At 68.1% G+C, this 12,599-nt stretch carries 10 protein-coding genes and 1 pseudogene; 6 read left to right on the forward strand and 5 right to left on the reverse strand.

Features of this window, described 5'->3' with window-relative positions; all coding sequences use genetic code 11:
• Positions 1–82 precede the first annotated feature (82 nt).
• Positions 83–2,338, forward strand: a pseudogene (locus WI26_RS33410) (DNA translocase FtsK); the annotation flags it as partial.
• A gap of 99 nt (positions 2,339–2,437) precedes the next feature.
• On the opposite strand, the gene WI26_RS11285 reads toward WI26_RS33410, so the two are convergent.
• On the reverse strand, positions 2,438–3,685 hold the full coding sequence (locus tag WI26_RS11285; protein ID WP_155768752.1) for a lactonase family protein: 1,248 nt from the start codon (positions 3,683–3,685) through the stop codon (positions 2,438–2,440).
• Between the two features lie 168 nt (positions 3,686–3,853).
• Between WI26_RS11285 and WI26_RS11290 the strand changes: the two genes are divergently transcribed.
• Positions 3,854–5,683: a glycoside hydrolase family 15 protein gene (locus WI26_RS11290; RefSeq protein ID WP_059538549.1), complete on the forward strand. Its 1,830-nt coding sequence runs from the start codon at positions 3,854–3,856 to the stop codon at positions 5,681–5,683.
• A gap of 221 nt (positions 5,684–5,904) precedes the next feature.
• Complete coding sequence (locus tag WI26_RS11295) at positions 5,905–7,392, forward strand: polyhydroxyalkanoate depolymerase (RefSeq protein ID WP_069225960.1); 1,488 nt, start codon at positions 5,905–5,907, stop codon at positions 7,390–7,392.
• Positions 7,393–7,490: 98 nt separating this feature from the next.
• Here WI26_RS11295 and WI26_RS11300 read toward each other — a convergent pair whose 3' ends face one another.
• A complete protein-coding gene (locus tag WI26_RS11300; protein WP_041490613.1) occupies positions 7,491–8,123 on the reverse strand; it encodes a TetR family transcriptional regulator in 633 nt (210 codons plus the stop codon).
• A 254-nt stretch (positions 8,124–8,377) separates the two neighbouring features.
• On the opposite strand from WI26_RS11300, the gene rsxB reads away from it, so the two are divergent.
• Both rsxB and nth read left to right on the forward strand, forming a co-directional pair.
• Positions 8,378–9,271 (forward strand): electron transport complex subunit RsxB, encoded by an 894-nt coding sequence (gene rsxB, locus WI26_RS11305; protein ID WP_069225961.1) that lies wholly within the window; start codon positions 8,378–8,380, stop codon positions 9,269–9,271.
• Positions 9,268–9,912 carry an endonuclease III gene (gene nth, locus WI26_RS11310; RefSeq protein ID WP_059468177.1) on the forward strand — a complete coding sequence of 215 codons (645 nt, stop codon included), beginning with the start codon at positions 9,268–9,270 and terminating at the stop codon, positions 9,910–9,912. The genes rsxB and nth overlap by 4 nt, the downstream gene beginning before the upstream one ends.
• A gap of 108 nt (positions 9,913–10,020) precedes the next feature.
• On the opposite strand, the gene WI26_RS11315 is transcribed toward nth, so the two are convergent.
• Complete coding sequence (locus WI26_RS11315) at positions 10,021–10,950, reverse strand: DMT family transporter (protein ID WP_069225962.1); 930 nt, start codon at positions 10,948–10,950, stop codon at positions 10,021–10,023.
• A gap of 192 nt (positions 10,951–11,142) precedes the next feature.
• Between WI26_RS11315 and WI26_RS11320 the strand changes: the two genes are divergently transcribed.
• On the forward strand, positions 11,143–11,610 hold the full coding sequence (locus tag WI26_RS11320; RefSeq protein WP_390885647.1) for a DUF1841 family protein: 468 nt from the start codon (positions 11,143–11,145) through the stop codon (positions 11,608–11,610).
• A 72-nt stretch (positions 11,611–11,682) separates the two neighbouring features.
• On the opposite strand, the gene WI26_RS11325 is transcribed toward WI26_RS11320, so the two are convergent.
• Positions 11,683–12,042, reverse strand: a complete 360-nt coding sequence (locus WI26_RS11325; protein WP_011885615.1) for a c-type cytochrome — start codon at positions 12,040–12,042, stop codon at positions 11,683–11,685.
• Positions 12,043–12,083: 41 nt separating this feature from the next.
• Entirely contained in the window at positions 12,084–12,443 is a 360-nt protein-coding gene (locus tag WI26_RS11330; RefSeq protein WP_011885616.1) for a c-type cytochrome, read from the reverse strand.
• Between the last annotated feature and the right edge of the window lie 156 nt (positions 12,444–12,599).

Genomic DNA, 12,599 nt, shown 5'->3' on the forward strand with positions numbered 1-12,599 from the left:
GGCGACGGCGTCTGCCCTGACGCCTGCAATGAATGCTTCCGGTCCGGCCACGTCGCAAGCGTCCGCGACCGCGCCGACCACGGCGGCCGCGACGGTCCCCGCCTCGACCGGCACGTCCTTCAGCGCAACCGCATCGCAACCGGCGCAAAGCACGCAGGGGTCGCCTGCCGTCGCATCTATCGCCCCGCCGGGCAGCGCATTTGCCGCAACGTCGATCGCACCGGCGACGCCTTCGGCAGCACCGACGAACCGCACACTCGACGCTTCGTCGATCGGTACGCCAGCTACGCCGACCGGAGCAGCGCAGGCCGCACGCGGCGCCGCGCCTGTCACCGCTGCGGTGGTCCCGGCGCCGTCTTCCGGCGTACTGCCCCCGTCGAGCACGATCGGTGCCGCTGCGCCCGCCACGTTCGGCGGCGTGTCTGCAACGACGGGTGGCGCGCCAGCCTCCTTCGCCGCGACCACCACCGCGACGGCATCGGCCGCATCCCCGACTTCCGCGGCCGCGTCGGTCTCGGCAATGCCAACCGTCTCGGCACCCGGCGGACCCATCAACACGGCGACACCGGCGCAACCGGTTGCGTCCGCACCGGCGCCGCAGACCCAGTCGTTCACGCCACCGCCCGCTCCCTCTGCCGTACCGGCGAGCGGGCCCATGCCGGGCGCCGGTGCGACGCCCGCGGCAGCCGGCATTGCCATCCCGGCCGTCACGACCGCACCACCTCCGGGCACCACACTTTCCGAGGTCGCCGCGCCGCCGGCACCCGCGGAATCGAGCGCCCCGGCCCTGGACGCGTCGGCCGCACCCGCGCGCCAGCCGCGCCCGAACGCATTCGAATTCCACGCACCTGCGTCGTTCAACGTCGAACTGCCGACGCTCGACCTGCTCGAGCCCGCCTCCGACGACGTCGAAACGATCACCGAGGAACACCTCGCGCAGACTGCCCAGGTCATCGAGCAGCGCCTGCAGGAGTTCAAGGTGCCGGTGACCGTGGTCGGCGCATCGGCGGGCCCGGTAATCACGCGCTTCGAGATCGAACCCGCGCTCGGCGTGCGCGGCAGCCAGATCGTCGGCCTGATGAAGGACCTGTCGCGCGGCCTCGGTCTCACGTCGATCCGCGTCGTTGAGACGATTCCCGGCAAGACCTGCATGGGCCTCGAGCTGCCGAACGCGAAACGCCAGATGATCCGGCTGTCGGAAATCCTCGAATCGCGCCAGTACCAGCATTCGGCGTCGCAGCTGACGATCGCGATGGGCAAGGACATCACGGGCCACCCGGTCGTCACCGATCTCGCGAAGGCGCCGCACATGCTGGTCGCCGGCACGACGGGTTCGGGCAAGTCGGTCGCGATCAACGCGATGATCCTGTCGCTGCTGTACAAGGCGACACCCGAGGACGTGCGGCTCATCATGATCGATCCGAAGATGCTCGAATTGTCGGTCTACGAAGGCATCCCGCACCTGCTGGCGCCGGTCGTCACCGACATGAAGCTCGCGGCGAACGCGCTGAACTGGTGCGTCGGCGAAATGGAGAAACGCTACCGCCTGATGTCGGCCGTCGGCGTGCGCAACCTCGCGGGCTTCAACCAGAAGATCCGCGACGCGGAGGCGAAGGAAAAGAAGATCGGCAACCCGTTCTCGCTGACGCCCGACGATCCCGAGCCGCTGTCGAAATTGCCGCTGATCGTCGTCGTGATCGACGAGCTGGCCGACCTGATGATGGTCGCCGGCAAGAAGATCGAGGAGCTGATCGCCCGCCTCGCGCAGAAGGCGCGCGCGGCCGGCATCCACCTGATCCTCGCGACGCAGCGCCCGTCCGTCGACGTGATCACGGGCCTCATCAAGGCGAACATCCCGACGCGCGTCGCGTTCCAGGTGTCGTCGAAGATCGACTCGCGCACGATCCTCGACCAGATGGGCGCCGAATCGCTGCTCGGCCAGGGCGACATGCTGTTCCTGCCGCCGGGCACGGGCTATCCGCAGCGCGTGCACGGCGCGTTCGTCGCGGACGAGGAAGTGCACCGGATCGTCGAATACCTGAAGCAGTTCGGCGAGCCGCAGTACGAGGAAGGGATTCTCGACGGCCCGACGGCCGACGGCGCGACACAGGACCTGTTTGGCGACGCGCCGGATGCGGAAGCCGATCCGCTGTACGACGAAGCGGTCGCGTTCGTCGTGCGCACGCGGCGCGCGTCGATCTCGTCGGTGCAGCGCCAGCTGCGCATCGGCTACAACCGCGCCGCGCGCCTCGTCGAACAGATGGAAGCCGCCGGACTCGTGTCGCCGATGGGCATCAACGGCAGCCGCGAGGTGCTCGTGCCGGCCGCGGCCGACTGAGCACGCGGCCGACGATCGATACGGGCGCCCCGCGCAAGCGGCCGCTCAAACGAAAAAAGGGCGCTGCCGAGGCAGCGCCCTTTTCCATTTGCCGCGCGTTTACTGCGCCACCGGCACCAACTTGAAGTCGACCGGGCTGCCGACCGCCACCTTCTGCGGATTCTGGCCGAGCAGACCGGTTTCGACGTCGCGACTGAATACATAGAACGTGTCGCTGTCCTGGTTGCCGACGATCAGCCACTTGCCGGTCGGATCGATCAGGAATTCGCGCGGCGTCTTGCCGAGGCTCGACCGATGCCCCACGGTCTTCAGCCGGCCATCCGCCTTGTTCACCGCGTAGATCACGATGTCGTTCACGTCGCCCCGGTTGCTCGCGTACAGGAAGCGGCCGTCCGGCGACAGGTGGATCGCGCCGCCGCCGACCTTGCCCTTGAAGCCCGGCACCGTCATCGGCAGCGTCTCGATCGGCGTCAGCTTGCCGTCGTGGTAGCCGAACACCTCGACCGACGCGTTGAGCTCGCTCGTCACGTACGCGAACCGGCCGTCGGCGCTGAACACCAGGTGACGCGGGCCGGAGCCGGCCTTCACCGGCGTGTAGCGCGTGTCGGTCGGGCTGATCAGCCCTCGGCTGCCGTCCACCGTGTAGCGGTAGCCGTAGATCTTGTCCGCGCCGAGATCCTGCACGAACAGGTAACGGCCGTCGGGCGAAAACACCGTCGAGTGCACGTGCGCGCCGTCCTGGCGCCCTTTCACGGGCCCGGTGCCTTCGTGGTGCACCGTCAACACGGCCGTGCCGACCGCGCCGCCGTCACGGACCGGGAACACGGCGAAGCTGCCGCCCGGATCGGCCGCGACCGAGTAGTTGGCCGTGACGAGGTACTTGCCGTCCGGCGACAGCGCAAGATAGCAAGGATCGTTCCCTTCGGACGACACGCGGTCGATGAACGTGAGCGCGCCCGTCTTCGGATCGAAGCCGAACGCGCTGACGCCGCCGCGCTGCGTCGCCGGGCCGTTGTCGCCGGGAAGTTCGTTGACCGCGTAGACGGTGCGGCCGTCGCGGCTCGGCAACAGATAGGACGGGTTCACGGTCTTCGCCGACGACACGGGCGCGACACTGCCCGTTTTCGTATCGAAGCGGTACACGTAGATCCCGTCGCTGCCATGGCCCGTATAGGTGCCGACGAGCAGGTTGTAGACACCGTCGGCCGGTGCCGGCGATTGTTGAGCAAAGGCATGGGTCGCGGACAAGGACAGCACGATCGCGAAACCTTTCATCCAGTGAGCGAGCCCAAGCGGGAACCCTCGTGTCGAAGCGCGTGCGTCACGCTCGCGTAAACGGCTGGGCATTGAATCCTCCTTGCATCGAGTCGCTTCAAGTGTTGAGATAGGACGAAACGCCGGCCGTTCATGCGCTCCGCCGCCACCCGGCCGAGTATACGGGGCGCGACGCCGGCACGTGAAGCCAGAGCGCCGCAGCCTGCATTGTGAACTCGAATACCCAAGGACCGCTTGCCCATGCCCGCCCTGATCGAAGACTACGCGCTCGTCGGCGACGGCCACACCGCCGCGCTGATCTCGAAAGACGGCTCCGTCGACTGGCTGTGCTGGCCCCGCTTCGATTCGGGCGCCTGTTTCGCGGCCCTGGTCGGCACGCCGGAGCACGGCCGCTGGCTGCTCGCGCCGGCCGCCGACGCCGCGGTCACGCACACGACGCGCCGCTATCGCGGCGACACGCTGATCCTCGAAACCGACTACGAAAGCGCGGACGGCGCCGTCACCGTGATCGACTTCATGCCGCCCGGCAACGGCTGGTCCGAGCTGGTGCGGATCGTCGTCGGCCGCCACGGCACGATGAAGATGCGCATGGAACTGGTGTTGCGCTTCGACTACGGTTTCTCGATCCCGTGGGTCACGCAGCTGACGCGCGAGGACGGCGTGAAGGCGATCGCCGGCCCCGATACCGTCGTGCTGCGCACGCCGGTGCCGCTCACCGGCAAGAACCTTCACACGCTCGCGGAATTCACGGTGAGCGCCGACGAGCGCGTGCCGTTCTCGCTCGGTTATGCGGCGTCGCACCTGCGGCTGCCGCCCGCGCGCGATCCGCTGTCGATGCTCGCCCGCACCGAGAACTACTGGCTCGAATGGTCGGGCCGCTGCCAGGTGCAGGGCCGCTACGCGGCCGCCGTGCGCCGCTCGCTGATCACGCTGAAGGCGCTCGCGTACGAGCCGACCGGCGGGATCGTCGCGGCGCCCACCACGTCGCTGCCCGAGAAGATCGGCGGCAACCGCAACTGGGACTACCGCTACTGCTGGCTGCGCGACGCGACGATCACGCTGCTCGCGCTGATGCGCGGCGGCTACTACGACGAGGCGCGCGCCTGGCGCACGTGGCTCGGCCGCGTGATGGCCGGCTCGCCCGAGCAGATCCAGATCATGTACGGGATCGCAGGCGAGCGCCGGCTGCCGGAAATGGAGCTCGACTGGCTGCCCGGCTACCAGGATTCGAAACCGGTGCGCGTCGGCAACGGCGCCGCGAACCAGCTCCAGCTCGATGTGTTCGGCGAAGTGATGGCCGCGCTGCACCTCGCGCGCGTGGGCGGCCTGCAGGCCGACGACACGGTGTGGTCCGTCCAGTGTTCGCTGCTCGATCATCTCGAGAAGATCTGGCAGGAGCCCGACGAAGGCATCTGGGAGACGCGCGGCGGCCGCCGCCATTTCACGTTCTCGAAGGTGATGGCGTGGGTCGCGTTCGACCGCGCGATCAAGTCGGCGGAGATGTTCCGGCTGCCCGCGTCGCTCGACCGCTGGCGCGCGCTGCGCGACCGGATCCATGCCGACGTCTGCGACAACGCATGGCATGAAGGCAAACAGGCGTTTGCGCAGAGCTACGGCAGCGACGAGCTCGACGCGAGCGTGCTGCTGATGCCGCTGCTTGGCTTCCTGCCGCCGGAGGACCCGCGCATCGTCGGCACGGTCGATGCGGTCGAGCGGGAATTGCTGCACGACGGCCTCGTGATGCGCTACCGAACGACGGAGTACGACGACGGCCTGCCGCCCGGCGAAGGCACGTTTCTCGCATGCAGTTTCTGGCTGGTCGACAACTACGCGCTGCTCGGCCGGATCGACGACGCGCACCGGCTCTTCAGCCGCCTGCTCGCGCTGTCCAACGATCTCGGATTGCTCGCCGAGGAATACGACCCGGTCGAGGGCCGGCTCGTCGGGAACTTCCCGCAGGCGTTCTCGCACGTGGCGCTGGTGCATACCGCGATGAACCTGATGCATCACGAGGACGCCATGGCGCGCGCGGCCGGCCAGCCCGCGCCGGCCGTGGCGACGGGGCGCTGACCGGGGACGGAGCGGCGGCGGGCGGCTTCTTCAGAGATCGTCAATTCGCAAAAGTTTGATGAAAAATCGGGGAAATGTTGCATTGCACCACCCATCGTTGTCCGATATGATCGATTCGATTGTCCGGCCGCACTGCAACATGGCCGGTCGCTGACCCACACGGCACGCCGCGACGCCCCACGCCGCCCTTGCGCACCGTCCCCCACGCGGGAGTAGTCTGCATGCTTTACCAACTGCACGAATTCCAGCGGGCGATGCTGAGCCCGCTCACGGCCTGGGCCCAGGCCGCATCCAAGTCGTTCGCCAATCCGTCCAGCCCGTTCTCGCTGATGCCCGGCGCGACGCGGATGGCCGCCGCGTACGAACTGATGTACCGGCTCGGCAAGGACTACGAGAAGCCCGAATTCAACATTCATCAGATCGTCAAGGACGGCCACAACATCCCGATCGTCGAGCAGACGATCATCGAGAAGCCGTTCTGCCGGCTGCTGCGCTTCAAACGCTATTCGGACGACGCCGATGCCGTCACGCAGTTGAAGGACGAGCCCGTCGTGCTGGTCTGCGCGCCGCTGTCGGGCCACCACTCGACGCTGCTGCGCGACACCGTGCGCACGCTGCTGCAGGATCACAAGGTGTACATCACCGACTGGATCGACGCGCGGATGGTGCCGGTCGAGGTCGGCCCGTTCCACCTGCACGACTACATCGCGTACATCCAGGAATTCATCCGCCACATCGGCGCGCGCAACCTGCACGTGATCTCCGTGTGCCAGCCGACCGTGCCGGTGCTCGCGGCGATCTCGCTGATGGCGAGCCGCGGAGAGGACACGCCGCTCACGATGACGATGATGGGCGGCCCGATCGATGCGCGCCGCAGCCCGACGTCGGTGAACTCGCTCGCGACGCAACATTCGACCGCGTGGTTCGAGAACAACGTGATCCACACGGTGCCCGCGAACTATCCGGGCGAAGGCCGCCACGTCTATCCGGGCTTCCTGCAGCACACGGGCTTCGTCGCGATGAATCCGGAACGTCACGCGCAATCGCACTGGGACTTCTACCAGAGCCTGCTGCGCGGCGACGAGGATGACGCCGAGGCACACCGCCGCTTCTACGACGAGTACAACGCGGTGCTCGACATGGCCGCCGAGTACTACCTCGAGACGATCCGCGTCGTGTTCCAGGAATTTCGGCTCGCGGAAGGCACATGGGACGTCGAAGGCGAGCGCGTGCGCCCGCAGGACATCAAGCACACCGCGCTGATGACGATCGAGGGCGAACTCGACGACATCTCGGGCAGCGGCCAGACACACGTCGCGCACGAGCTGTGCACGGGCATCCCGCAGGACGATCGCCGCAGCCTGACCGCGGAGAAGTGCGGTCACTACGGGATCTTCTCGGGCCGCCGCTGGCGCACCATCATCTACCCGCAGCTGCGCGACTTCATCCGCGAGCATGCGCCGGAACCGAAGAACGGCGCGGCGAAGGTGCCTCCCGATGCGCAGGACGCAACCACGATCGATACCGTGCCGGCCGCCACGCCGCAACCCGAGTCGACAGCGCGCGCGACTGCCGCGAAGCGCGCGCGTGCGAAGGCACCGGCCGTGACGGTTGCGCCCGCCAAGACGACCACAGCGAAGGCCGCCCCGGCCGCGAAACGGGCGGGCGGCACGCGCGCCAAACCCGTTCGCGCGCGCAAGGCCGCCTGACGCGCCGCGTTCCGACGCAAAAAACGCCGCCGTTGCTTGCGCACGGCGGCGTTTTTTTATCCGGCGGCCCGGCGTGGGCCATTCATCGGCGCGCGGGCTCAGCGTCGCAACAAATACGCGAGCAGCACCTCGGTATTCATCCTGACCATCTCCGCGCGCTCGTCGGCTTCGCTGAAATCGCGACCAAGTGTCGCGGCGAGCGTGAAGCGGTTCGACACGATGTAATAGCCGAGCCCCGACAGCGTCACGTAGAAGCGCAGCGGATCGACGTCGCTGCGAAACAGCCCGGCCTTCTGGCCGCGCATCAGCACGTTGCCGAGCTTCGCGACGATCGGCGACATCATCTCGCGGATCCGCGTCGACTTGTGCAGGTAGCGCGCTTCGTGCAGGTTCTCGTTGTTGATGAGCCGCAGCAGCTCCGGATGATCGCGGTAGTAATCCCACACGAAATGCGCGAGCCGCGTGACGGCCTCGACGGGCGCGACGCCGTCGAGATCAAGCACGCGCTCGGCCTCGGTCAGCGCGGAGAACGCGTGTTCGAGCACGGCCGTAAACAGCTGCTCCTTGCTGCCGAAGTAGTAATAGAGCATGCGCTCGTTGGTTTCGGCCCGGCGCGCGATCTGGTCGACGCGTGCGCCGAACAGCCCTCCACTCGCGAACTCTTCGGCGGCCGCCATCAGGATGCGGCGGCGAGTACCTTCAGGATCTCTTTTGATTTTTGGCTGATTCATGGTGGCGTTTTGCTATGTGAGCCGCGTGATCCGGACCGGCACCCCCACCGCCTCGGCGCCGGCTGCCCTGGAACGAGCGCACCGCATGCGGCCGCCCCCCCTGCTGAGCCCCTGCAAAAAAGCGGTTCGATTATGCGCACAGACAGCGTCCAGCGCAATGCGGGAAATCGGCGATAATCAAGGTTTGGCAAACCTTTCCGGCCGCGGCCATACGCGGCCGAGAGCCATTCGGCGCTGCTGCGCCCGTTGTCACCGTGACCGATTCCAAGACCCTCGCGGATCGCATCGAAGATCTGCTTCCCCAGACGCAATGCACGAAGTGCGGCTATGACGGCTGCCGTCCGTACGCCGACGCGATCGCCGCCGGCGACGCGAACTACAACCAGTGCCCGCCCGGCGGCGCCGAAGGCATTGCACGCCTCGCGAACCTGCTCGGCAAGCCCGTGATCCCGCTGAACCCCGTCAACGGCACCGAGCATCCGCGCGCCGTCGCGTTCATCGACGAAAGCCTGTGCATCGGCTGCACGCTATGCATGCAGGCATGCCCGGTCGACGCGATCGTCGGCGCACCGAAACAGATGCACACGATCGTCGAATCGCTGTGCACGGGCTGCGACCTATGCGTGCCGCCCTGCCCCGTCGACTGCATCGCGATGGTCCCCGTGACCGACGAGCGCACCGGCTGGGACGCGTGGTCGCAGGAACAGGCGGACGCCGCTCGCGAACGCCACGACCGTCGGCTCGCCCGCCAGCGTCGCGAACGCGAGGCCGCCGAAGCGCGCGCCGCCGCCCGCCGCGCGGCCAGTGCCGGCGCGGCCAAGGCGGCGCCCGCCGCGGCACAGCCTGGCGCACCGGGCGCCGCCCCGGCCGACGACGCCGATGCGAAGAAACGCGCGATCATCGCCGCCGCGCTCGAGCGCGCACGCAAGAAGAAGGAAGAACTGGCCGAGCACGGCGCCGGGCCGAAAAACACCGAAGGCGTGAGCGCGGCCGTGCAGGCCCAGATCGACGCGGCCGAAGCCCGCCGCAAACGGCTCGCCGAACAGCACGCGCAGCGCGATGCCGAGGCCGCCGGCAACGATCACGACGATCCGAACAACGACGACCGGAACAGCCCGAGCGCGCCGCCCGACAAGAACCGTCCATGAACGCCTCCAAACGACGCGCGATCTACGAAACGCTGCAGAGCCTTAATCCGCATCCGACCACCGAGCTCGAATACACGACGCCGTTCGAATTGCTGATCGCGGTGATGCTGTCCGCGCAGGCGACCGACGTGTCGGTCAACAAGGCGATGCGCAAGATGTTCCCGGTCGCGAACACCCCGCGACAAATCGTCGCGCTCGGTGAAGAAGGCGTCGCCGACTACATCAAGACGATCGGCCTGTACCGCACCAAGGCGAAGAACGTGATCGCGACGTGCAACATCCTGCTCGAGCGCTACGACGGCGAGGTGCCGGCCGATCGCGAAGCGCTCGAGAGCCTGCCCGGTGTCGGCCGCAAGACCGCGAACGTCGTGCTGAACACCGCGTTCGGCCAGCCGACGATCGCGGTCGACACGCACATCTTCCGCGTCGCGAATCGCACGGGGCTCGCGCCGGGCAAGGACGTGCGGGCCGTCGAGGCCGCGCTCGAGAAGTTCACGCCGAAGGAATTCCTGCACGACGCACATCACTGGCTGATTCTGCACGGTCGCTACGTGTGCAAGGCTCGCAAGCCCGAATGCTGGCACTGCGCGATCGAGCCGCTGTGCGAATTCCGGCCGAAGACACCACCGCCGAACGAGTGAGCGGCTACCGCGGCTGACGCGCGTCACGCATCACGCGGCCAGCGCGCCCGCGCGCCACGCAGCACGACTTATGCGCCGTTACGGCGCCCGCCGCTTTCCCCTTCCCTGCTATGCGTTGGACGTCGCCGTCGCGTCGTCGGCCGCCGCGCCGCCCGCACGCACGAGCGCCAGCACCGCCGCGAGGATCGCGACGCCGCCCGCCCACTGCAACGGCGACAGCGCCTCGCCGAACAGCAGCGCCGCGAGCGCGACCGTGACGACCGGTTCGAGCGTCGAAAGCATCGACGTGCGCGCGGCCCCCAGCCGCTCGAGCCCGGCGAAGAACGCGAGCATCGCGGCGACCGTCGATACCAGCGCGATCGCGAGCATCGATGCCCAGCCGGCGGCCGTCTCCGGCCAGCGCGGCGGCGCGCCGAACGCCGCGGCCCGCACGATCGCGATCGCGACGAGCGTCGCGGTCGCCGACAGGCAGATGATCGCGGTGGTCGCGAGCGGATCGACGCCGCGCGTCGCCTTCGTGCCGCCGACGATGTACAGCGAATAGATCACCGCGGCGGCCAGTGCGAGCGCGATGCCGAGCGGCTCGCCGTGGCCGCCGCCGACCATCAGCGCGGAGCCCGCGACACAGAGCACGAGCGCGACCGCCTTCGCGCGCGTGAGGCGCTCGCCGAGCCACCACGCGGCCAACAGCGTGACGAACGCCGGATACAGGTACAGCAGCAGCGCGACGAGGCTCGCCTGCGCATGCTGGAGCGCGCTGAAATAGCAGAATGACTGCCCGACGTAGCCGAGCGCGCCCATCGCCACGAGCGGCGCGAGCGCGCGGCCGCGCGGCCATGCGACGCGGCGGTGCCGGGCGATCGCGGCAAGGACGGCGCCGCCGATCGCGAAGCGCACGATCAGCAGCCCGAGCACGTCGACGCCGGCCGCATACGCGTAGCGGCCGAAGATCGCCATCGCGCCGAACGCGGCGGCGGACAGCGCGACATAGAGCGCGCCCTGCAGCGCGGCGGACGGTGAGCGAACGGTGGCGGACATGATGGAACGGTGTGAGCGCGACGACGGGAATCGTCGGAGTGTAGCGGCCCGGCGGCCGGCAGCCTAGCCCGCGCTAACCCGTTGCGCCGCGCCGGCCAAGTCCCGTGGATGTCGCGGCGCGACGCCGCGGAGCGCCCGGCCCGCCCGCCGCCAGCGCCATGTGCCGACCCGGCGTACAATGCGCGACGCGGCATGACGCCGCCCGAATCACCACGCGTCCCCACCATGTTCAATCCAAGTCGCGACGAAGTCCGTCGCTTTTTCACCGAGACCTGGCGCAAGCAGCGCGCCGGCGAGATCCTGACGCCGCTGGAAGCGATGGCAGCCGACTGGATCGTCGAGCATCCCGAATATCACGACGACCTCGCGGACGCCGACGGCGCCGCCGCGCGCAACTACACGCCCGAGGAAGGCCGCACGAACCCGTTCCTGCACCTGTCGATGCACCTCGCGATCAGCGAGCAATTGTCGATCGACCAGCCGCCCGGCATCCGCGCCGCGCACGACAAGCTGGCCGCGAAGCTCGACTCGACCCACGAGGCGCAGCACATGATCATGGAATGCCTCGGCGAGACGATCTGGGAAGCGCAACGCACCGGCACGCCGCCCGATACGGACGCGTACCTGCAGCGCATCCTGCGCCGCGCGTCGCGCGACTGAGCATCGCGGACAAAAAAATACCCCGCCGCGGCGGGGTACTCTGGCTGCACGGACCGGCAAGGTCCGGCGCGCTTACTTCTTGAAGACGAGATCGGTCTCTTTCAGCGACTCGATGTAGGCCGCGATGTCCTTCATGTCGCTGACCGACAGGTTCTGGACCTGCGCCTGCATGATCGCGTTGTTGCGACCGAGCAGCGGGTTCGTCAGCCCCATCTGGTACTGGCGCATCGCCCACACGAGGTAGTCGGCGTGCTGGCCGGCGAGGCGCGGATACTCTGCGTTGATCGGCTTGTTCAGCTGCGCGCCGTGGCAGGCCGCGCAGTTGTGCGACTCGACCAGTTCCTTGCCCTTCGTGGTGTCCGCCGCATGCGCGGTACCGATCGCGAGGCCGGCCGCCAGTGCAACCGCCGCCGTCTTGAATGCGTTGTTCATGAATGCTCCTGTCCCGCCGGTAAGAATCGGCGGCGCGCGCTTTACTTGTAGGGATTGTCCTTCGTGTCGGCCTTCTGGGCGGCGTAGTAGGCCGCCAGATCCGCGATGTCCTGGTCCGTCAGCGAACCGGCGATCGCGTTCATCGACGGGAAGTGACGATCCTTCTTGCGGTAGGCCTTCAGCGCGTTCTCGAGGTATTGCTGGTTCTGGCCGCCGAGGACCGGCACCCGGTAGACCTCCGGGTATGCCGCGCGGTAATCCTGGATGCCGTGGCAACCGATGCACATGGCGGCCTTGCTCGCCCCGTCCTTCGGGTTGCCGACCACACCGGCCGCCTGCGCGCTGCCCGCGAGCGCCACGAGCGCTGCGACAACGACGTGTTTGCCGACGAATTTGTTCATAGCTCTTGTAACCTAGCTTGAGGGGAAACTGGCGCCGAAGCGGCAACGGCCCGCGCCGTTTTGCTTATCGGATCGCCACGCAGGCCAAAAAAAACGGCCAGATTGTACCGCGTCGGCGGGGAACGCGTCCATATGGCGCCCCGGTCCGCCCCGCCG

The sequence above is a fragment of the Burkholderia diffusa genome (assembly GCF_001718315.1).
Classification (GTDB): domain Bacteria; phylum Pseudomonadota; class Gammaproteobacteria; order Burkholderiales; family Burkholderiaceae; genus Burkholderia; species Burkholderia diffusa_B.